At 37.2% G+C, this 21,193-nt stretch carries 20 protein-coding genes and 1 pseudogene; 19 read left to right on the top strand and 2 right to left on the bottom strand.

Annotated elements, in window-relative coordinates:
• The first annotated feature begins 1,437 nt into the window (after nt 1–1,437).
• The 4 genes and pseudogenes from erm to BBS29_RS02255 all read left to right on the top strand — a co-directional run.
• Nucleotides 1,438–2,181, top strand: a complete 744-nt coding sequence (gene erm, locus BBS29_RS02270) for a 23S ribosomal RNA methyltransferase Erm (RefSeq protein ID WP_068128656.1) — start codon at nt 1,438–1,440, stop codon at nt 2,179–2,181.
• A gap of 213 nt (nt 2,182–2,394) precedes the next feature.
• Nucleotides 2,395–3,042: a DNA cytosine methyltransferase gene (locus tag BBS29_RS02265; RefSeq protein ID WP_179853824.1), complete on the top strand. Its 648-nt coding sequence runs from the start codon at nt 2,395–2,397 to the stop codon at nt 3,040–3,042.
• Between the two features lie 223 nt (nt 3,043–3,265).
• Entirely contained in the window at nt 3,266–3,595 is a 330-nt protein-coding gene (locus BBS29_RS02260) for a hypothetical protein (RefSeq protein WP_068128654.1), read from the top strand.
• 149 nt (nt 3,596–3,744) lie between these two features.
• Nucleotides 3,745–4,629 (top strand): annotated as a pseudogene (locus BBS29_RS02255) (IS3 family transposase); the annotation flags it as partial.
• A 69-nt stretch (nt 4,630–4,698) separates the two neighbouring features.
• Here the strand turns inward: BBS29_RS02255 and BBS29_RS02250 are convergent.
• The gene (locus tag BBS29_RS02250; protein ID WP_068128652.1) at nt 4,699–5,148 is read right to left on the bottom strand and encodes a FixH family protein; all 450 of its coding nucleotides are present in this window, start codon (nt 5,146–5,148) and stop codon (nt 4,699–4,701) included.
• A gap of 277 nt (nt 5,149–5,425) precedes the next feature.
• On the bottom strand, nt 5,426–5,842 hold the full coding sequence (locus BBS29_RS02245; RefSeq protein ID WP_143861244.1) for a hypothetical protein: 417 nt from the start codon (nt 5,840–5,842) through the stop codon (nt 5,426–5,428).
• 166 nt (nt 5,843–6,008) lie between these two features.
• Here BBS29_RS02245 and BBS29_RS02240 point away from each other — a divergent pair, with 166 nt between their 5' ends.
• From BBS29_RS02240 to BBS29_RS02170, 15 genes are all read left to right on the top strand, one after another.
• Nucleotides 6,009–7,085 (top strand): IS30 family transposase, encoded by a 1,077-nt coding sequence (locus BBS29_RS02240; protein WP_068128648.1) that lies wholly within the window; start codon nt 6,009–6,011, stop codon nt 7,083–7,085.
• A 470-nt stretch (nt 7,086–7,555) separates the two neighbouring features.
• Nucleotides 7,556–8,281 carry a metal ABC transporter ATP-binding protein gene (locus tag BBS29_RS02235; protein WP_040928178.1) on the top strand — a complete coding sequence of 242 codons (726 nt, stop codon included), beginning with the start codon at nt 7,556–7,558 and terminating at the stop codon, nt 8,279–8,281.
• Nucleotides 8,278–9,114, top strand: coding sequence for a metal ABC transporter permease (locus tag BBS29_RS02230; RefSeq protein ID WP_040928179.1), 837 nt, complete (start codon nt 8,278–8,280; stop codon nt 9,112–9,114). The genes BBS29_RS02235 and BBS29_RS02230 overlap by 4 nt, the downstream gene beginning before the upstream one ends.
• Nucleotides 9,105–10,034 carry a metal ABC transporter substrate-binding protein gene (locus BBS29_RS02225; RefSeq protein ID WP_068128774.1) on the top strand — a complete coding sequence of 310 codons (930 nt, stop codon included), beginning with the start codon at nt 9,105–9,107 and terminating at the stop codon, nt 10,032–10,034. Before BBS29_RS02230 ends, BBS29_RS02225 begins: the two co-directional genes overlap by 10 nt.
• Before the next feature lie 160 nt (nt 10,035–10,194).
• On the top strand, nt 10,195–11,034 hold the full coding sequence (gene ispE, locus BBS29_RS02220) for a 4-(cytidine 5'-diphospho)-2-C-methyl-D-erythritol kinase (protein ID WP_068128646.1): 840 nt from the start codon (nt 10,195–10,197) through the stop codon (nt 11,032–11,034).
• 24 nt (nt 11,035–11,058) lie between these two features.
• Nucleotides 11,059–11,892 carry a pur operon repressor gene (gene purR / locus BBS29_RS02215; protein WP_068128644.1) on the top strand — a complete coding sequence of 278 codons (834 nt, stop codon included), beginning with the start codon at nt 11,059–11,061 and terminating at the stop codon, nt 11,890–11,892.
• 43 nt (nt 11,893–11,935) lie between these two features.
• Entirely contained in the window at nt 11,936–12,304 is a 369-nt protein-coding gene (locus tag BBS29_RS02210) for a RidA family protein (RefSeq protein WP_238316000.1), read from the top strand.
• 46 nt (nt 12,305–12,350) lie between these two features.
• On the top strand, nt 12,351–12,671 hold the full coding sequence (gene spoVG, locus BBS29_RS02205) for a septation regulator SpoVG (RefSeq protein WP_040928183.1): 321 nt from the start codon (nt 12,351–12,353) through the stop codon (nt 12,669–12,671).
• Between the two features lie 111 nt (nt 12,672–12,782).
• Nucleotides 12,783–13,895 carry a DapH/DapD/GlmU-related protein gene (locus BBS29_RS08585; RefSeq protein ID WP_068128642.1) on the top strand — a complete coding sequence of 371 codons (1,113 nt, stop codon included), beginning with the start codon at nt 12,783–12,785 and terminating at the stop codon, nt 13,893–13,895.
• Between the two features lie 15 nt (nt 13,896–13,910).
• Nucleotides 13,911–14,882, top strand: coding sequence for a ribose-phosphate diphosphokinase (locus BBS29_RS02195; protein WP_068128640.1), 972 nt, complete (start codon nt 13,911–13,913; stop codon nt 14,880–14,882).
• A gap of 114 nt (nt 14,883–14,996) precedes the next feature.
• Complete coding sequence (locus tag BBS29_RS02190) at nt 14,997–15,623, top strand: 50S ribosomal protein L25/general stress protein Ctc (RefSeq protein ID WP_068128639.1); 627 nt, start codon at nt 14,997–14,999, stop codon at nt 15,621–15,623.
• Between the two features lie 58 nt (nt 15,624–15,681).
• On the top strand, nt 15,682–16,254 hold the full coding sequence (gene pth, locus BBS29_RS02185) for an aminoacyl-tRNA hydrolase (RefSeq protein WP_068128637.1): 573 nt from the start codon (nt 15,682–15,684) through the stop codon (nt 16,252–16,254).
• Complete coding sequence (gene mfd, locus BBS29_RS02180) at nt 16,247–19,723, top strand: transcription-repair coupling factor (RefSeq protein ID WP_068128635.1); 3,477 nt, start codon at nt 16,247–16,249, stop codon at nt 19,721–19,723. Before pth ends, mfd begins: the two co-directional genes overlap by 8 nt.
• Nucleotides 19,720–20,880, top strand: a complete 1,161-nt coding sequence (locus tag BBS29_RS02175) for a MazG nucleotide pyrophosphohydrolase domain-containing protein (RefSeq protein WP_068128633.1) — start codon at nt 19,720–19,722, stop codon at nt 20,878–20,880. The genes mfd and BBS29_RS02175 overlap by 4 nt, the downstream gene beginning before the upstream one ends.
• The gene (locus tag BBS29_RS02170) at nt 20,867–21,148 is read left to right on the top strand and encodes an RNA-binding S4 domain-containing protein (protein WP_068128631.1); all 282 of its coding nucleotides are present in this window, start codon (nt 20,867–20,869) and stop codon (nt 21,146–21,148) included. The genes BBS29_RS02175 and BBS29_RS02170 overlap by 14 nt, the downstream gene beginning before the upstream one ends.
• Nucleotides 21,149–21,193 lie beyond the last annotated feature (45 nt).

The raw sequence follows: 21,193 nt of genomic DNA, 5'->3' as shown, positions 1-21,193 counted from the left end.
GAAGAGCGCATAATTCCGATTTTTTGTTAATTATCCGGATATATTTAACAAATTCCAGCATCCAAGGTACAAATTTGTAAATAAGAGTGATGAAAAGCATGGTGTCCTGCAGTTAACGGGGCAAATAAGAGTGTTTTATCTTGTAAAGGGTAATTAGACAACATCGTAAAATTATATTTAACAAAAAAATCGTGATTCTGTTAGATATCCGGATATATTTAACATATTTCGTCTAAGGCGATCACTTTTTGTTAAATATAATTTTTTATCTAACAAAAACGAGGCAAAATTCCGATTTTTTGTTCATTATCCGGATATATCTAACAAATTCCAGTATTCCCGGATCATTTTTGTAAATAAGGGGGATGAAAAGCATGGTGTCCTGCAGTTAACGGGGCAAATAAGAGTGTTTTATCTTATAAAGAGTAATTAGATAACGTCGTAAAATTATAATTAACAAAAAAATCGTGATTCTGTTAGATATCCGGATATATTTAACATATTTCGTCTAAGGCGATCGATTTTTGTTAAATATAATTTTTTATCTAACAAAAACGAGGCAAAATTCCGATTCTTTGTTAATTATCCGGATATATTTAACAAATTTCAGTATTCCCGGATCATTTTTGTAAATAAGAGTGATGAACAGCGTGGTGTCCTGATCTTAATCAGTGAAATAAGGTTTTTAATCATCTAAAGGATAAATTTCCTTAAAAATCATAAAATTGAGTGTATAAGACCTAATATGGGCCTTTTGTCATGAATGTCTATAAAATCGAAATAAATATGGAGAGGCAACATGCAAATGTTGTAAAGATTTAAGGATGCTATCATTATGAGAAAGTTTTTCTAGAATATCGAACATAAACATACTAAAAATTCGAATGACTTGAGGTCGTTTGTTCTCAAGTCATTCTACAGCTTTTTTATCTTGCTTCGCTGTTGGTCACACCAGGTGTAAACAGGAATAAAAATTAATCAAATATTTTTAAAATTATAGTTACTCCTAGTGCACCTACGATCATGATAGTAGAGAAACTAAATAATATTTCTAACCAATTAGAATCAGGTAAAAACGAGAATAGTATTACATCAATAAATATTACTAATATTATCCATGAAACTACTTTTAAATGATTTTTTCTTTTGTTCATAAAGTAATGCTCACCTTAACTAAAGACTTTACAAGCAGCTTGTTTGCCACCGAATTTTTCGACTGCTGTTTGGAAAAGGTATCTGCAAACATCCACCACACATCCCGCTTTGCGGATATCTTGCCCATACCCACGTCAAGCAAAAGACTGTAAGAAAGCGTACAATATAACTTTGTGAAATTTACTGAAATAACTATTTTCAAGTGGCTAACTTAAACTTGAAATTTAAGGTTATAATGAATTGTTGAAATAAATTCATTGTAACCTTATTGGAGAGGTTATAATGAACAAAAAAAATATAAAAGTCAGTCAAAATTTTATTACTTCAAAATATTATATAGAAAAAATAATGAGTCATATGAATTTAAACGTTAAAGATAATGTATTTGAGATAGGAGCAGGTAAGGGTCATTTCACTTTGGAGCTGGTAAAAAGATGTAATTATGTAACTGCCATTGAAATCGATCCTAAATTATGTGATATAACAAAGAATAAGCTCTTAAACTATTCTAATTATCAAATGGTCAATGTTGATATATTGCAGTTTAAGTTTCCTAGGAAAAATCCATATAAAATATACGGTAATATACCTTATAATATAAGTACAAGTATAGTTAGAAAAATTGTGTTCGAAAGTACGGCTACAATAAGTTATTTAATTGTAGAATATGGGTTTGCTAAAAGATTATTAAATACAAACAGATCACTATCATTACTTTTAATGGCAGAGGTTGACATTTCTATTCTAGCAAAAATCCCTAGAGACTATTTTCATCCGAAACCTAAAGTAGACAGTGCGTTAATCGTGTTAAAAAGAAAATCAACAAAAATGTCAGCCGAAGAGAAAAAAGTATATAAATACTTTGTGATGAAATGGGTTAACAAAGAATATAAAAAATTGTTCACAAAAAACCAATTTAATAGGGCTTTAAAACACGCAGGGATAAATGATTTAAGAAATGTTGATTTTGATCAACTTCAATCTGTTTTCAATAGTTACAAATTGTTTAACGGTTTAAAGCGATAAACTTGATAAAAATTAAGAGCATGAAATAACATGATTATTATTAGAAAAAATTAACCTTTAATCATTAGCAGGATAGCATACCATTTAGCTGCTATCCCGTTGCTTTTTGAGATTAGAAACTATATTTTAACTTAATAGATCCTATAATTTTTAGACGTTCAATTAAAATGAGCGTCTTTTTTTATGCTTAAAAATAAAGAGTAGAGGTGAAATATGACTGTTCTAACATTAGGAAGTCTTTTTGATGGAATCGGCGTCTTCCCCCTCTCCGCTTCTCGTTATGGAATTAGTCCGACATGGGCAAGTGAAATAGAGAAAGCACCTGCATCTATTACAACACGCCATTTCTCTAACATGCTCCATCTCGGAGATATTACAAAAATAGATGGTGGGAAAATAACACCTGTCCATATCATTACCTTTGGTTCACCCTGTCAAAGCTTATCCAATATCGGTAAACGAGAAGGTCTTACAGGAAGTCAATCTAGTTTATTTTATCATCCGATACGAATTATCGAAGAAATGAGGTGTGCAACGAATGGAGCATATCCAGTTATCGCTGTTTGGGAAAACGTCATGGGAGCTTTTTCATCAAATAACAGGTTGGATTTTAAAGCCGGCCTGGAGTCGTTCACAAATACCGAAATTCCAATGCCTACTTCTGGAGTCTGGGCAAAAGGAGGAATTGTCCGAGGGAATGAAATTGATGTGTACTGGCGCGTGTTGGATACCCGATATTGGGGAAAGAACACACTTCCTCAAAGAAGAAGACGTATCTTCCTCGTGGCAGATTTTGGAGGAACACGTGCCAGAGAAATATTATTTAAAAGCCGAGAATTGCAATCATTTTCTACGACTTGAGAAGAAAGCCGGCCACCTTCCACCGCAGCCAGTCGAGTATCTTCTGAAAAAGCAAGGAGGAAAATACCCTTCGTCCGTCTATACTGTACCCTATACACTGGACGCTTGAAAAAACACTGGACATCTAAGTTAGAAAGTAATTTTTGAATGGACATTAGGGTTTTAAGGTGAAAGTTGAGTGGACAGTGTGAGAGTATAAAAATAAAACGTAAGGGGTGCAATTATGAAAAATGAAAACACATATTCAGATGAAGAGATTAGGATACTAAAAGAATCTCCATACCTAGAAAGAGTTTCTGATAAACAATTAACCTATGGCAGAGTTTTCTATAAAGAGTTAGATCGACTATGTAAACAAGGATATACTGCTAAGGAATCCATGAAAATACTTGGGATACCTGAGTCTCTTTTAACGAGTAATCGAGTCAGAAAAGTAAAGGCTGCATGTAAAAAACTTATGGAAGAGTTAGTTGAAGAAAATCCAAATAAAACAATTAGCCGAGAAATGGCAGAGCTTAGAGCTGAAAATACTTTTTTAATACAAGAAGCTTAATTCCTTAAAAAAAAACGAGATATAATGAACTCTGTCACAAAGAAGAAACACTAAAATATGGGCTGTTTGAACACATTTATACAACACACATTAAAAGGGATAATGTGCTCTCTATCAAACAAATGTGTGAATAGGCAGAGGTATCTAGAAGTGGTTATTATAACTGGATAAGCAATACACGTATTAACAGAGCACAAAAGCACGCACAAGACACTGAAGACTATGCACTTATCAAAGCTGCTTTTGACATGATGGGAGAAGACAAAGGTGCACGTATGATTCATATGCTCCTTCTTCAATGGGGTTATTTGATGAACCTTAAAAAGGTACGACGCTTAATGAAAAAGTATGGTTTAGAATGTGGGATTCGTAAAAGAAAAGCGTACAGAATCAAACAGAAGTCAGAGCTGTCAAAACGTGTACAACCAAACTTCGTTCGACGTCAGTTTAAAGCATATGGACCAAGGTGTGTTTTACTTACAGATATCACGTACTGTATTTATGGTAGAAATAAAACAGCGTATCTATGTACGATTAAGGACGCTTATACGAATGAAATCCTTAGTTATACAGTGAGTGAATCACTAGAAATGAGATTTGTGCTAGAGTGTGTTGAAAATCTTGTAGAGAATCACGGGATAGATCTACACGATAAGACACTCATCCATTCAGACCAAGGCAGTCACTTCACAAGTATATCGTTTCAAAATTTATTAAAGAAACATTCAATCATCCAGTCTATGTCTAGACGTGGGAACTGTTGGGATAATGCGCCACAGGAGTCATTTTTTGTGCACATGAAAGACGCAATTAATTTTGCGTTGATGGATACTTTTGAACAAGTAAAAACGGCCATTGATGCGTATATGGAGTACTACAACAATGACCGCCCACAATGGAATCTCGCAAAGCTTCCACCAACTCAATATTACCAGTATTACCAAACAGGTGTCTATCCATATGGTGATTTGATTACTCCACCTGCATTTCCAGAGGTTAGAAAATTAGAAATTATCGAAGAACCGTCCGAATGAATGTCCTTGACATGGGGTACAGTTCATGCAACTTAGTTGCGGTCTTCATATCCTTATACTGATATTATATTATTTCACTTCGACTTTATATTCTTTGTGCTCGTGTAGCTCATCTTCACCTTCTACATGAACTTGAACAGTATATGTTGCTGCTTCTTCAAAAACATAATCTGCTATGTAGTTTCCAGCATTCTCTTCATCTGTGTTTACCCAGTCCGTGTTATCTTTGTCATCTTCTTTCCAAATTTCATATCGAACTCTAGCATCTTCTAAATCAGATTCATCAAATGTGATTTTAACTTCTAATTTACTTTCTTCTCCTGCTTTTACATCATCAAGTTCCGTGAACTCCATATCAAAATCCTCTGTATGAAATCCATGTTCGTGATCACCATGCTTATGTCCACTCTCTTCATGTTCTGCATGAGCATGTTCTTCTTCATTATCCTCTTTACCGCAAGCAGCTAGAACAAATGTAAAAGCTCCTAAAATCATAAGTAAATAGCTAAATTTCTTCATTGTTTTCCTCCGGAATATTACACTATAGTTTAAGTTATTTTGAATCTCATATTAAAGTCATTTTCATTTATACTTTTAGTTAATTTTTTTGAAATGTTACATAAACAATCCCCCTTCATATCCATAAAACTAGACATGAAGGGGGTGATATTTATTATTCCCACTCAATCAAAATGAATGGTAAACGTTATTTCATGACTTTTCAAAACGTTGATATAACAGTGTTTTGAAACACTCATTTTATTTTGATGATTTATGAACAATTATTTTTTGCCCATTATTTAGATTTTAAATTATCTATCTTTTCTTTAATATCTTTACTTAACTCATCAAGGAATTTATTATATTCTTGTTTGTTCCATAATTTATTTTCTTTATCTTCACTATACCATTTATTTAAAGCCGGTATTATTTCTAAATAAATTAAAAGCGTCACTTTACTAATTAAAATTTCTCTTTTAATATCTTCTTTCTTATATTGGCCTCTATAATCATCAATAACTATATTTACTGATCCATTTGTGTTTAATTTAAAAACGATAGATCTATGGTTATCAGTACTTATTTTAATTTTAATAAATTCCATACTATCCGACTCTAGTAAAAAGGTCAAAGAGCTAATTAAGTTCATAACTGTATTACCATCAGCTGTAAGCTTACTAACTTTATCTTGCGAATTCCCTTTAAAGCCCATAACAGATTCTATAGTAATTGATTCTTCATTTATAAACTTATCTTCAAATTCAAAAGTATTATTATTGGGAAGATTTTATAATCAACCTAGCCACTTAAAATAAAAAAAGCCATGTGAATTTCATGTTATATTGAATGTACCACCAACCAATATAAGGAGAATTCACATGACCCATGTAGATAATAACACAGAATCACGCAAATCTAAACACCTTACATACGGTGAAATGAAGAAAATTGAAGCGTATAAAGCACTTGATTTATCCAATCGAAAGATTGCGTCTTTGCTTGGACGTAGTCCACAAACCATCAATAATGCCATCAATACAGCGTCTGTCACGCAGAAAAGCCAACAGAAACAGAATGGCAAGACGTATACCTACTATAAAAAGGTCTACTCCGCAGAGCTGCATCATGACATTTATCTGCGAAATCGTGCGAACTGTGGCCGCCGTCCCAAATGGGTGGAAACGGAGCGATTCACTGAATGGGCGGATCGAAAAATGCTTGAAGACAAATGGTCTCCAGATACAGTGGTTAATAAAGCCATGGACCTGTTTGATCCGGCGATCATTCCAAGTACTTCAACCCTCTACAATTGGATCGACAGTGGCATCATGCGCACCAAGAATATCGACTTACTCGAAAAGGTTGGACGGAAACCGCGGTCTACCAAAGGTCGAGTGCGACGAAATGTAAAAGTTTTGGGTACCTCAATCGAAGAACGGCCAAAATCCGTAGAGAATCGCCAAGAATTTGGTCATTGGGAAATTGATACCGTCATTGGAAAAATTGATGCCGATGAACCTGTTCTATTGACGCTCGTAGAGCGAAAGACACGCTTTGAGAAAATTTTCAAAATTGCGGGTCAGAGAGCTGATGCGGTAGACCAAACTCTGCAGAGCTTTATACAGTCCTTAAAAGGATTGGACAGTCAGATTTTTAAAACAGTCACTTCGGATAACGGAAGTGAGTTCGCCAACCTATCCCATCTGTCTGAAGAAACCGATGTGTATTTTTGCCATCCTTTTGCTTCTTTTGAACGTGGAACGAGTGAGAATCAACATAAGATTATCCGGCGTTTCTTGCCGAAACATCAGTCTCTTAAAGAAGTAAGCGACCGCCAGGTCCAGCGGATTCAACAATGGATGAACGATTATCCAAGAAGAATTCTGGACTATAAAACACCCCACCAGGCTTTTGTGCAAGAGTTGAAGCAATTGGATTTAGAACTGGCTGCTTAATCTTTTGCTTGACCTGGGGCCCTTATGGGCATGACTTGCCCTGTGTGTTGTTTGAAGTTGAACGCAAACATCCACCACACATCCCGCTTTGCGGATATCTTGCCCATACCCACGTCAAGCAAAAGACTGTAAGAAAGCGTACAATATAACTTTGTGAAATTTACTGAAATAACTATTTTCAAGTGGCTAACTTAAACTTGAAATTTAAGTATATTTTTTATCTAACAAAAAGAGCGCATAATTCCGATTTTTTGTTAATTATCCGGATATATCTAACAAATTCCAGCATCCAAGGCAGAAATTTGTAAATAAGAGCGATGAAAAACGCCCCCAGCCAGTGCTTTATCTTCAAAAAGAGTCGAATAAGTACAAATAAATACCCAAACCACACACCTCTCCACCAAAGTTTAGGCTTGACTAAAAAATAAACATAAGGTATCCTAAAAATAGGTTATTATAAGGAGGTTTACATGTTAAAGGTAGAGAATTTAAATGTCGTATACGACAAGCATATTCATGCGATTAAAGATGCATCATTTGAATTGGAGACAGGTAATATATATGGGATTATCGGCTCGAATGGTGCGGGTAAGTCTTCGCTTATTAAAGGGATGTTAAATCTTGTGCCGAACACTGGTACGGTGACTTTTAATGGCGAATCGATGAAAAATCACGCGAAACGTATATCGTACGTGCCGCAGCGTGTCGATATTGATATGACGTTTCCAGTGACGGTTTTTGACTGCGTGCTTATGGGAACGTATCCGAACCTAGGCGTACTTAAAAGACCTGGTAAAAAAGAAAAAGAGCGCACGTTAGAAAGTTTGAAAAAAGTTGGTATGGAAGATTTTAAAGACCGACAAATTGGTGAACTGTCTGGCGGACAGTTCCAACGAGTCTTAATTGCACGTACACTTGCACAGCATAGCGATCTCGTCTTTTTAGATGAGCCGTTCGTTGGGATTGATGTACAGAGTGAAAAAGTGATCATCAAAGTCTTAAAAGAAATGGCTGAAGAAGGAATTACGATATTAATTGTGCACCATGATTTAAGTAAAGTGCACGATTATTTTGATGAACTTATTTTAGTCCACTTCGGTGTTAAAGATTACGGTTCAGTAGAAAAAGTATTCACTGAGAAGAATTTAAAAGAAGCATATGGTGACAATATTATCGTGAAAGCAGGTGAAGCATGATGGTTATGAATATTTTTCACGATATCCTCGCATACGAATTTTTTCAAAAAGCGCTCTTAACTGGTGCGGTTGTAGGGATTGTGTGTGGAGTAATAGGGAGTTTTATCGTCATGCGCGGACTCGCTTTAATGGGTGACGCGATTTCACACGCAGTATTACCAGGAGTTGCGATTTCATTTATGCTTGGTATTAACTTTTTCGTTGGTGCGGTAATTGTTGGATTACTCGCAGCGATTGGTATCGGGTTTATTAATCAGAACAGTAATATTAAAAATGATTCGGCCATCGGGATCGTGTTCTCGACGTTCTTTGCGATAGGTGTGTTGTTAATTGCAAAAGCAAATACAGCGATGGATTTAACCGAAATACTATTTGGTAACGTTCTAACGGTACGCGACATAGATCGTACGTTAACGATGATTGTTGCAGCTGTCGTTATCCTCGTTGTTATCCTATTCTATAAAGAATTTTTAATTACGACGTTTGACCCGACGATGGCAGTAGCAAGCGGGATGCCAGTGAAAACTATTCACTACGGATTAATGGTACTACTCACACTTGTAACTGTTGTATCGTTACAGACAGTAGGAGTTATTTTAGTCGTGAGTTTACTCATTACGCCAGCGGCGACAGCATATCTACTCACAAAACGTATGTCTCTAATGATCGTAATTGCAGCAAGTCTCGGCGGAATTTCTGCCATCATCGGACTGATGTTTAGCTTTAAGCTAAATCTATCGAGTGGTCCGACGATTGTACTTGTAGCTACAGCATTTTTTTTAATTGCATTTATTTTTGCACCTAAGAAGGGAGTTCTATGGAAATGGATTTAATTAAAAGGATTTCTGGCGTTTTAATTGCGCTACTTATTTTAACGGGTTGTTCATCTGACAGTGCAGATGAAGAGCAAAATGACAAACTAAAAATCACATCGACGTTTTCTATTATGACGGATATCGTTGAAGCGATTGGTGGAGATCATGTGGAAGTTCATAACTTAGTGCCACTAGGAACAGACCCACATGAATACGATCCAAAGCCAGAAGACATTCAGTTTTTAACAAAAAGTGATGCATTATTCTATAACGGCTTAAACTTAGAAGGAGAAAACGGTGGATGGCTAGATAAGCTCATTTCGTCAATTAATTATGACGAAAATAAAGTGTTCCGTGCGACTGAAGAAGTCGAACCAATGTATCTCGCATCAGGCACAAAAGATGAAGAAATCAACCCACACTCGTTTATCGATCCAAATGTCGGCATTAAAATGGCTGAAGCGGTCGGACAAGCATTAATTGAAATTGATGCAGATAATAGCGACTACTACAAAAAGCGTGCAGAAGAATATATCTCTGAGTTAAAAGACATTGAAGCGGAATATCGCGAAACGTTTGAAAATATTCCAGATGAAAAACGCATTTTAGTCGCAAGTGAGTTTGCATTTCAATATTTAACAGAACAATATGATATTCAAGAAGGTTATATTTGGGCAATTGACACAGAAGATAACGGGTCACCACAACAAATTAAAGACGCGACAGAGTTTGTAAAACAACATAATCCGCCGGTCTTATTTGTAGAATCAAACGTCGATAGACGTCCGATGGAAGCTGTGTCTAAAGAGTCAGGAGTACCAATTTACGAAAAGCCACTGTACAGTGACGAAATTGGTAACCGAGACAGTGAAGCAAGTACGTATATCGAATATTTAAGATATAACTTAAAAGTACTTTCTGACGGTATGAACAGATAATATCTTTTAGTGTGCCATAACTAAAATATTATATATATACGGATTAGAACTCTCTAATCCGTTTTTTTTTTTTATGATGAGAGGATAGTTTTCTCTTTAGATAATATGAAAAAATTAGTATCATAATAAGTAATTTACTAATAGGTAGAGGGCGGATGATATGCATATTGAAACAGCACCAGCAAAGATTAATTTAACGCTTGATGTACTTCATAAAAGAGATGATGGCTATCATGAAGTTGAAATGGTGATGACGACAATTGATTTAAACGACTATTTAACGTTCAAAAAACGCGAAGATAACCGTATCGTGCTGTCCTCAAATCACGGGTTTTTACCACTCGATAAGAAAAATCTCGTCTACCAAGCTGCACTTATTATGCAAGAGTACGGTGCTAAAGGCGTGGATATTCATATCGACAAATCGATTCCAGTAGCTGCGGGACTTGGTGGAGGTAGTGCAGATGCCGCTGCAACCTTTAGAGGAATAAATACACTATACGATTTAAATATCGATATTGACGAACTTGCTAGACGCAGTGCAGAAATCGGGTCAGACATTCCGTTTTGTGTATATGGAGGCACGAGACTCGCAACAGGGCGTGGAGAAATTACGACACCATTAAAACGCGCAGGACATGCGTGGATCGTGCTTGCCAAACCGAATATTAGCGTGTCAACAAAACGTATATATGGCGCGTTAAAAGGCAAAAAATCAAACCGAGGGACAAAACGCATGGTCGAAGCGTTAAATAACGGAAGTTATTATGACGTGATTGACGCGTTGTCTAATGACCTTGAACCAATTACTCGAACGCGTTATAAAAAAGTCGATAATTTACTCGAGTGCTTCAGAAGAAGTAAAGCAGACGGGGTACTCATGAGCGGAAGCGGACCAACGGTTTATGGTATTTGTAAAAAAGAACATCAAGCGACACAGTTATATAACGCAATTAAAGGTATTTGTGACGAAGTATATAAAGTACGACTTATCGGCTAATTCAACATAAGTGAGGAGAAGCAAATGAAGTTTAAACGGAGTGAGCGCATCGTTTTTATCACGGAGTATTTATCGAGACGACCAAACGAACGTATCCCGTTATCTGTATTTGTTAACAAATTTTCACAAGCAAAATCATCGATCAGTGAAGACCTTCGAATTATAAAAGCAGTGTTCGAAGAGGAATCTATCGGTAGAATCGAGACGACGCACGGCGCACAAGGTGGGGTGACTTTTATCCCACATATTAGTTATGAGAAAGCCACGAAAATCGTCGACCAATTTAAACAAGAGATTTCTGAAACAAAACGTATCTTACCTGGTGGATATTTATACTTATCTGATATTGTCGGCAATTCATCTCTCATGGCGCAATTCGGAGACCTTATTGCTACGATGTATGACGATAAAAAAATCGATGCGATTGTTACAATCGCAACAAAAGGGATTCCGATGGCGCATGCAGTTGCGAGTAAATTAAATGTGCCCGTCGCAGTCATTCGTAAAGACAATAAAATTACGGAAGGGTCGACGGTATCTGTCAATTACGTTTCAGGGTCAACGCGTAAAATAGAAACGATGATTTTAGCAAAGCGTACGCTAGAAGAAGGTAGCCGTGTACTCGTTATCGATGACTTTTTACGTGCAGGCGGTTCGATTAATGGTGTCATTACGTTGATGGAAGAATTTAAAGCGACAGTCGTCGGTGTCAGTGTACTCGTCGAGTCAAAAGATACACCTGGGAACCGTAGATATAAAGACTATACGTCAATTGTTAAAGTATCAAAAATCGATGAATATAATGAAACATTTGTCGTCGAAGAAGGAAATTGTTTAGAATATTTTAGAAAAAGATAATAATAAACTATAGGAAGGAATGTGTTTATTTATGAATACTGAAATGATTAATACGAAAAACGTACCAAAAGCAATCGGACCTTATTGTCACGCAATGAAAGCTGGAGATTTACTTTTCACTTCTGGTCAAATTCCATTAAATTTAAACGGTGAAATTGTATCTGACGACGTGAGAGAACAAACGACACAAGTATTAGAAAATCTCGGCGCGATACTTAAAGAAGTTGGACTTGGATACGAGAACGTCGTGAAAACTTTAATCTTTATTTCAGATATGAATGACTTCGATGTCGTAAACGAAGTTTACGGACAATACTTTACGGGTAAACTACCAGCGAGATCATGTGTTGAAGTGAGCCGTTTACCAAAAGATGTAAAAGTAGAAATCGAACTTGTGGCTTCTTTTAAATAATATAAACACATGTCCGTATTATTGACTACAGGAGGATTCACACAATATGAAAATTACTGATGTAAGATTACGTAAAGTGAATAATCAAGATACGAGAATGAAAGCATTAGCGTCAATTACGTTTGATGACGCGTTTGTTGTGCATGATTTAAGAGTTATTGAAGGTAACAATGGATTATTTGTTGCAATGCCAAGTAAACGTACAGCAGATGGAGAGTTCAGAGATATCGCTCACCCAATCAACTCAGAAATGAGACAGCACGTACAAGAAGAAGTGATGCGCGTCTACGATGAAACTGAAGACGTACCTGAAGAGTCAACGGAAGATGAAGAAGAAACTGAAGCGGTTGAATCAGACGAAGAATAATCGTATGGAAAGCTAGGGCATATACGCTGTCCTAGCTTTTTATCTTTTTAAATTTCCTAGGAAATACTGTAAAATAGTTGTAGAAGAAACGATTTGGAGGCATATTGTATTATGCATAAGCAAGCAGTGATTTTAACAGATGTCGATACATCTCAGATGAAATCAAATACACATACCGCATTACATACGTTATGTGGGACAACGCTATTACAGCATATCATTAACCAGTTAAAACTTTCGGGTGTAAATGATATTTATTTAACGTCAAAAGAAGGATTAAATGAGTCATTTGACTCATACAAAGTTCTGACGGATACAAGTCAGCTAGAGGACAAGGACACAGTATTTGTAGATAGCCGTTCGCCACTCATTTTTGACGAAATGTATAAAAGCTTATACGAAGAAGATATCGATAATATTTACGTCGTCGATGGCCAGTTGTTGCTCGTCGAAAAAGGCAAGTTAAACACTTTAAAATTAGATACGATTGAAAACATGGCGAAATCAATCGGAGCTGTTGAAGCAGACTTTGGTATATTTACAGTAGAAACGAGAAAAGAGCTCGCGAATGCTCGTTATTTATACCAGACGGTGATATTAGACCGATTAATGGATCATGGAGTTACGATTATTAATCCTGAAAATACGTACATCGATAGTACGGTAGAAATCGGTAGAGATACTGTCATTTATCCTGGAGCAGTTATCGAAGGTGAAACGGTCATCGGTGAAAATTGTGTCATTCGAGGCGATAGTGAAATCACGAACGCAAGAATCGGTAACGACGTTGTAATTAGACACTCTGTCATTACAGATTCAGAAATTGGTGACGGTACGTCAGTTGGACCATTTGCACAAGTTCGACCAGGAACAAAAATCGGAAAGTCTGTAAAAATTGGAAACTTTGTAGAAACTAAAAAATCTTTCCTTGATGATGGTGCAAAAGTGTCGCATTTAAGTTATATTGGAGATGCAGAGGTCGGAAAACGAACGAACATTGGTTGTGGAACAATTACAGTGAATTACGATGGTGTAAATAAGCACAAAACGATCATTGGAGACGATGCATTTGTCGGGTGTAACTCGAATATGATGGCACCAATTATGATTGGAGACCGCTCGGTTATCGCTGCGGGAAGTACTGTAGTAGACGATGTACCATCAGATAGTTTAGCAATCGCACGTGAACGTCAAACGACTAAAGAAAATTATTATAAAAAATAACCGCTGGAGGATATTATGGGAAATCAGCAAAACATTAAAGATGACATGAAAGTATTTACTTTATCTGCAAACGAACCACTTGCTCAAGAAATCGCAGACCATCTAGGTGTAGAGTTAGGGAAGTGTAAAGTGAATCGCTTCTCAGACCAAGAAGTGCAAGTAGACGTGTTAGAAAGTGTACGTGGTAAAGATATCTTTGTCGTACAACCAACGTCAGAGCCAGTAAACGCACACTTAATGGAGTTATTAATTATGATAGATGCGTTAAGACGTGCATCAGCACGCCGCATCAACTTAGTTATTCCGTACTATGGTTACGCGCGTCAAGATAGAAAATCTCGTCCACGTGAACCAATTACAGCGAAACTCGTTGCGAACTTACTTGAAACAGCAGGTGCAGACCGCGTTGTGTCTATCGACTTACACGCTGCACAAATTCAAGGGTTCTTCGATATTCCAATCGACCACTTAACGAGTGTTCCATTAATCACGAAATACTTTGAAGATGAAAAACACGACTTAAACTATGAAGAAGAAGTGGTTATCGTATCACCGGACCACGGTGGGGTGACACGTGCACGCCGTATGGCTGAAAGACTCGGTTCACCAATTGCGATCATCGATAAACGTCGTCCACGTGCGAACGTTGCAGAAGTAATGAGTATCGTCGGTGACATTAAAGGTAAAACAGCAATCGTTATCGATGACATTATCGACACAGGTGGTACGATTAAACTTGCAGCAGATAAGTTAATCGAAGAGGGTGCGACTGAAGTGTACGTATGTTGTTCACACCCAGTATTATCTGGTAAAGCAATCGAAAACTTACAAGAGTCACAAATTAAAGAGGTAATCGTAACAAACTCAATTAAATTACCTGAAGAAAAACAAATCGATAAAATTAAGCAACTTTCAGTTGGAGAGTTACTTGCTGAAGCAATTACTCGTATTCACGAAGAGCGTTCAGTCAGTCGCTTATTTGACTAAAGTTAAATATTGTTAAAATACTTTTACAATATATCCTATTATATGGTATTATTACGTATGGCTATTTGTTAAAGTGGTAAAATGACTGCTAGTTTATGAAAGGTGGAAAATATAATGGCAAAACTAGTTGCGAATTCAAGAGAGAGTTTAACAAAAGGTGAACTCAATGAATTACGTGCAGCTGGCAAAGTACCTGCGGTACTTTACGGTTATAATGTAGAAAACACATCAGTTACTGTCGACGAAGTAGAATTTATTAAATTAATTCGTGAAATCGGACGTAACGGTGTAATCGATCTTGAACTTGACGGTAAAACAGTTCAAGCAATGGTGAACGAATATCAATTCGAATCATTAAAAAATAGAGTGGACCACATCGACTTCATCGCAATCAACATGGATGAAGAAAGAACAGTAGAAGTAAGTGTTGTTACTGTTGGTGAAGCTGCTGGTGAAAAAGAAGGCGGAGTTGTTGAACAACCAAACTTCGTTGTTGAAGTTACAGCTCGTCCAGCGGACATCCCTGAAGAGCTTGAAGTAAATGTTGAAGCACTTGAAATTGGTGATTCAATTACTGTCGGAGATATCCGTGATAAGTTCTCATTCACGATTGAAAACGAAGATGACACTACTCTTGCAATGGTATCTGTACCACAAGAAGAAGTTGAAGAAGACGCAGAAGATTCAGAAGAAGCTGCTGAAGAAGCACCTGCAGAAGAATCATCTGAAGACGAAGAGTAATATAATTATTGCTAGGGCGGTGGGGAACCATCGCCTTTTTTAATATGGAGGAAAGATTATGAAGTGCTTTGTTGGACTTGGGAACCCAGGACCTAAATATGACAATACACGTCATAACGTTGGATTTATGGCGATTGATAAATTAAGTGATAGTTTAAATATCGATTTAGATGAAAATAAGTTTAAATGTGAATTTGGTACAGGTTTAGTGAACGGCGAAAAGGTAATGCTCGTTAAACCTCAAACATTTATGAACTTATCTGGGGAAGGCGTGCGTCCGTTAATCGATTATTTCAATATTGAACTCGACGACGTTTATATATTATATGACGATATGGATCTTGGACTCGGGAAGCTGAGACTGCGTCAAAAAGGTAGTGCGGGCGGGCATAACGGGATTCGTTCGTTAAACCAACACTTCAAAACTGAAAAATATAAGCGTATTCGTATTGGAATTGGTCGTCCAGATGGTCCAATGCCAATCGTGAACTGGGTGTTATCAAAATTCACAAAAGAAGACATGGTCACACTCGAAAAAGTGTTAGACGTCACGACAGATGCGTGTGAAATGGCAATCAATCACGACTTTATAGATGTTATGAACCGTTATAACGGTGATATCAATGCATAACAGAGTTAAAGAGAGAATCAGACAAGACTCTCGCGTGAGAGAGGTTTTAGACTATACGCCCGATCAGTCACTACTCGTTACGGGTATAACAGATGAGTTTAAAGGACCGTTATTTCACGAGGTCGTCGAAGCGAACGATTCACCCGTCGTGTTATTTGTTGAAAACAATCATAAAATGGAAAAACTACAAAGCCAACTAATGGCGTATACAGAAGACGTGTATACATTTCCTGTTGGCGACATTATGATTGAAACGATGGCAGACCAAAGCCCAGAATTTAAAAAAGAGCGCATGCGAACGTTATATGCCCTTCTTGAAAGAGAGAAAGGGTTATTTATCGTGCCGACAGAAGGACTTATGAAGCCGTTAATGGTGCCGGAAAAACTATCGACATACAAAAAGAAATTAGAGCTCGGTAGTGATATCGATTATGATGCGTTTATTCGTTACTTATCTGACGTTGGATACGTGAGACGTGAAGAGGTCCAAAACTTCGGTGAATTCGCAGTACGTGGAGATATTTTTGACGTGTATATGTCGAGTGGGCTCGTACGTATCGAATTATTCGACACAGAGGTCGACTCAATACGCGCCATTGACGAAGAAACAAAGCGTTCTACACATAATCTAGAATCTGTCACGCTCGAACCATTTTCAGAATATGTGTTAGAAGAAGATGAACGCGACGCGCTGATTGAGCATATTACAAAGCTGTACGATAAAACGAAAGAAACAATCGACAAAGGTGCACATGAATCACTCGATACGTACTTCGAGAAGTTGACTAATAAAGACTATACGATGAGTCATTTAAGCCAATTTAGTCATTTACTTTATGACGATGAAGTATCGATTTTAGACTATATTAGTGAAGATGCGATTATATTAATCGATGAAGTCAAAACGATAGAAGCAAGTTTTGAACGTGAAGTCCGTGCGATGCATAATTATTACGAAAGCCTTCAAGAAGCAGGTAAGATGCTCAGTGAAGGTGGAAATTATTTAGAGCATCAACTCGAGCGTCTGTATAAAAGAGATGCGATTTATTTTACACTATTTTTAAGTGCGCTACCTGTGAACGTACAAGACATCGTTAAAATCTCTGTGAAACCGACTGAAATTTATTACGGACAATACGATATACTCGCATCCAACATTAATCAGATGGTACGTGATGGCTTTTTAGTAAACATCGTTTTACGTGACGAAGAAGAACTAAAAAAGACGCGCCAGTTACTCGAAGATTTAAATATCGATAGTTTCATAAAAGAACTTCCTGAAGATGTAGAAAATGGTGTTGTACTATCCATTGGAGAATTCGATGCAGGTTTTATACTGCCATTTATGCATGCTGCAGTTTTAACGAGTAAAGAGCTCTATAACCGTACGTCAAAAAAGAAGCGTCGTACGAAAAAGCTATCTAATGCTGAAAAAATTAAATCTTATCAAGAATTAAACGTCGGAGATTATATCGTACACGTACATCACGGTGTTGGGCGTTATCTCGGTATAGAAACGTTAGAAGTTGGCGGTCTACACAATGACTATATGAAACTTCAATATAAAGGGACGGACCAATTATTTATCCCTGTCGATCAAATGGACCTCGTACAAAAATACGTCTCTAGTGACGACGGTGCACCAAAAATGCATAAGCTCGGAGGTACAGAGTGGAAGAAAACAAAAGCGAAAGTTGAAAGTAGCGTAAATGAACTTGCTGACGAATTACTTAAGTTGTACCAAGAACGTGCAGCGACTGAAGGGTTTAAATTTAGTCCAGATAATGACATGGTTCAGTCATTTGAAGAACGTTTCCCTTATGAAGAGACGCCAGACCAACTTGCATCTATTCACGAAATTAAACAAGATATGGAAAGAGTGCAGCCAATGGACCGACTGCTATGTGGTGACGTTGGTTATGGTAAAACAGAGGTCGCAATTCGTGCAGCATTTAAAGCAGTTCAAGACGGCAAACAAGTCGCGGTACTCGTACCGACGACGATTTTAGCCGCACAGCACTATGAAACGTTCATTGAACGTATTGAAGATTTCCCAGTCAACGTGGAGATGATGTCGCGTTTTAGAACGCCTAAAGAAATGCGTGAAGTTAAAAAAGGTCTAAAAGAAGGAACGGTCGATATCGTTATCGGTACACATACGATTCTCGGTAAAACGGTAGAGTTTAAAGACCTTGGACTTCTCATTGTCGACGAAGAGCAGCGCTTTGGTGTAAAACATAAGGAGCGCATTAAGCAGCTAAAAACAAACGTCGACGTATTAACTTTAACGGCTACACCGATTCCAAGAACGCTACACATGAGTTTAATGGGTGTTAGAGACTTATCAGTGATCGAGACGCCTCCACAAAACCGTTTCCCAGTTCAAACGTACGTCTTAGAATATAACGGGAACTTCGTCAAAGAAGCAATTAACCGTGAACTCGCAAGAGGCGGACAAGTGTTTTATCTTCATAATCGTACGGATACGATTTACGAAAAAGCAATTCACATTGAAACGCTCGTGCCTGATGCGAGTGTTGGAGTGATGCACGCGAGAATGACTGAGTTAGAAATCGAAGAGACGATGCAAGCGTTCGTCAATAACGAGTACGACATACTCGTGACGACGACGATTATCGAAACGGGTGTCGACGTGCCGAACGCAAATACTCTAATTATTGAAGACTCAGATCGCTTCGGATTGTCGCAACTGTATCAAATTAGAGGTCGCGTTGGTCGTAGTAACCGAATTAGTTACGCGTATCTTTTCTATCAACCAAACAAAGTGTTAACAGAAGTTGCTGAAAAGCGACTTGCGGCAATTAAAGAATACACTGAACTCGGAAGCGGGTTTAAAATTGCGATGCGCGACTTAAATATACGTGGTGCCGGGAACTTACTCGGTAAACACCAATCTGGATTCATCGATTCAGTTGGATACGAGTTATATTCAGATATGTTAGAGACTGCTGTGCTAGAAAAGCGTGGTTTATCTATTGAAGAAAAGGAACCTGCAAACATACCAGTCGAAATCGAACTCGATGCATATTTACCAGCATCTTATATTTCACATGAGCAATCGAAAATTGACCTATATAAACGTTTAAGAGCAGTGGGTAGTATTGAAGCGTTACGAGATATTGAAGATGAAATGATCGACCGATTTGGAGAATACCCAGTAGAAGTCGAGAATTTAATCGACCTCGTACGTGTGAAGATTTATGCACTAATACTCGGTGGGTATAGAGTATATGAAGATAAACAATACTTCTATTTAAACTTAACGAAAGACGCAACAGCACAAATTGACGGCGAACGGTTGTTTATCGACACGAATGATTATAAAAGAGAACTTCGTATTCGAGTACAAAATAACGAAATTCAGTTTCAAGTGAAATCGAAAGACATTAAGCTATTTATCGATATTTTAAAACGCTCGCTGAATAGTAAAAAGGAGGAAGCGGTATGATAACGATTGTCGGTCTTGGAAGTAGTGACGTCGATCATATGACAGTTGGTGTTTATAACAGATTAAAAACAAGCGACTTTGTATACTTACGTACAAACGATCATCCTGCTGTCGAACTGCTGCATACTGAAAATATTTCGTATAAATCATTTGACAATTATTACGTTGAAAGTGAAACGTTCGAAGAGACGTACGAAAAAATCGTAGACACATTACTATCAAAAGGAAAAGATACAGACATCATTTATGCAGTACCTGGATCACCGTTGTTATACGAAACGACGACAGAATTACTGCTAAATAACGATGCTGGTGTGGAAGTAGATGTTATTGGTGGACAGAGTTTTATCGACGTGTGTATTGAAGCGGTAAATATTCGTGTAAACGAAGGGTTTCAAATTTTAGATGGTTCGACATTAACTGAACGCGATTTAAATCACCGTCAACATACACTAATTACACAAGTGTACGATCAGTTTTCAGTGTCGGATGTGAAACTGACGCTTCTCGACTATTACGAACCAGAGACGCCAGTCACTTTAATTGTCGCAGCTGGTAGCCGTGAAGAAAAACTAATTACAAAACCACTCGAAGAAATCGATTATGACGTACCAAATTCGAATTTAATGACGATGTTTATCAAAAAAATGGACAGTAAAACGTTAGATAACCGTTCGATTTACCACATGCGTGAAATTTACCAAGTGCTCGTTGGTGAAAATGGATGTCCGTGGGATAAAGTTCAAACACATCAATCGCTCGAACGATTTTTACTCGAAGAGTCGTATGAAGTGATTGAAGCTATTGAAAAAGAAGACGATAATCTTCTCGTCGAAGAACTGGGAGATATTTTACTTCAAGTCGGTTTACACGCAGCGATTGCTGAACGAGACGGTTATTTTAATTTCCACGATGTATTAGAGAGCTTAAATCGTAAAATTGTTCATAGACATCCGCACGTTTTTGGAGATGTTGAAGTAAACAATCAAAGTGAGTTAACAGAAGTATGGAACGCTCAAAAGAAAAAAGAAGGTAAAACAGAACGTATAAAATACGAAAAAGAATACGCAACGACAGTACTTGAATGGATGAAGGAAACGATTCACTCAGGGAAATCGTTAGGCGAAATATTGGAGGAACAACATGAGACTCGATAAGTTTTTAAAAGTGTCACGTATTATTAAACGTCGTCCACTTGCGAAGACGATGAGTGACGACGGACGTATCGAAGTAAACGGTAAAGTCGCAAAAGCAGGCACGACAGTTAACGTCGGTGACGAACTTATAATTCGTTTTGGGAACCGTATCGTCACGTACGAAATCCTCGATTTAAAAGAGCATGCTAAAAAAGAAGAAGCCGAATTAATGGCAAAAATGCTACACGATGAAAAAATAGAAGACGATAAAGACGAATCTGGATGGTAACTGTATAAAAAATCGTGTAAACTTGTATAAAAGGATGTGAATGCA

Origin of the sequence: Nosocomiicoccus ampullae (assembly GCF_001696685.1) — a bacterium.
Taxonomy (GTDB): Bacteria; Bacillota; Bacilli; order Staphylococcales; family Salinicoccaceae; genus Nosocomiicoccus; species Nosocomiicoccus ampullae_A.
This window is presented reverse-complemented; position numbering and strand designations above follow the sequence as displayed.

What these genes read in the sequence shown, in the direction of transcription:
- erm (WP_068128656.1), top strand. Translation starts at nt 1,438, where the DNA reads ATGAACAAAAAAAATATAAAAGTCAGTCAAAATTTTATTACTTCAAAA.
- BBS29_RS02265 (WP_179853824.1), top strand. Translation starts at nt 2,395, where the DNA reads ATGACTGTTCTAACATTAGGAAGTCTTTTTGATGGAATCGGCGTCTTC.
- BBS29_RS02260 (WP_068128654.1), top strand. Translation starts at nt 3,266, where the DNA reads ATGAAAAATGAAAACACATATTCAGATGAAGAGATTAGGATACTAAAA.
- BBS29_RS02250 (WP_068128652.1), bottom strand. Translation starts at nt 5,148, where the DNA reads ATGAAGAAATTTAGCTATTTACTTATGATTTTAGGAGCTTTTACATTT.
- BBS29_RS02245 (WP_143861244.1), bottom strand. Translation starts at nt 5,842, where the DNA reads ATGGGCTTTAAAGGGAATTCGCAAGATAAAGTTAGTAAGCTTACAGCT.
- BBS29_RS02240 (WP_068128648.1), top strand. Translation starts at nt 6,009, where the DNA reads ATGACCCATGTAGATAATAACACAGAATCACGCAAATCTAAACACCTT.
- BBS29_RS02235 (WP_040928178.1), top strand. Translation starts at nt 7,556, where the DNA reads ATGTTAAAGGTAGAGAATTTAAATGTCGTATACGACAAGCATATTCAT.
- BBS29_RS02230 (WP_040928179.1), top strand. Translation starts at nt 8,278, where the DNA reads ATGATGGTTATGAATATTTTTCACGATATCCTCGCATACGAATTTTTT.
- BBS29_RS02225 (WP_068128774.1), top strand. Translation starts at nt 9,105, where the DNA reads ATGGATTTAATTAAAAGGATTTCTGGCGTTTTAATTGCGCTACTTATT.
- ispE (WP_068128646.1), top strand. Translation starts at nt 10,195, where the DNA reads ATGCATATTGAAACAGCACCAGCAAAGATTAATTTAACGCTTGATGTA.
- purR (WP_068128644.1), top strand. Translation starts at nt 11,059, where the DNA reads ATGAAGTTTAAACGGAGTGAGCGCATCGTTTTTATCACGGAGTATTTA.
- BBS29_RS02210 (WP_238316000.1), top strand. Translation starts at nt 11,936, where the DNA reads ATGATTAATACGAAAAACGTACCAAAAGCAATCGGACCTTATTGTCAC.
- spoVG (WP_040928183.1), top strand. Translation starts at nt 12,351, where the DNA reads ATGAAAATTACTGATGTAAGATTACGTAAAGTGAATAATCAAGATACG.
- BBS29_RS08585 (WP_068128642.1), top strand. Translation starts at nt 12,783, where the DNA reads ATGCATAAGCAAGCAGTGATTTTAACAGATGTCGATACATCTCAGATG.
- BBS29_RS02195 (WP_068128640.1), top strand. Translation starts at nt 13,911, where the DNA reads ATGGGAAATCAGCAAAACATTAAAGATGACATGAAAGTATTTACTTTA.
- BBS29_RS02190 (WP_068128639.1), top strand. Translation starts at nt 14,997, where the DNA reads ATGGCAAAACTAGTTGCGAATTCAAGAGAGAGTTTAACAAAAGGTGAA.
- pth (WP_068128637.1), top strand. Translation starts at nt 15,682, where the DNA reads ATGAAGTGCTTTGTTGGACTTGGGAACCCAGGACCTAAATATGACAAT.
- mfd (WP_068128635.1), top strand. Translation starts at nt 16,247, where the DNA reads ATGCATAACAGAGTTAAAGAGAGAATCAGACAAGACTCTCGCGTGAGA.
- BBS29_RS02175 (WP_068128633.1), top strand. Translation starts at nt 19,720, where the DNA reads ATGATAACGATTGTCGGTCTTGGAAGTAGTGACGTCGATCATATGACA.
- BBS29_RS02170 (WP_068128631.1), top strand. Translation starts at nt 20,867, where the DNA reads ATGAGACTCGATAAGTTTTTAAAAGTGTCACGTATTATTAAACGTCGT.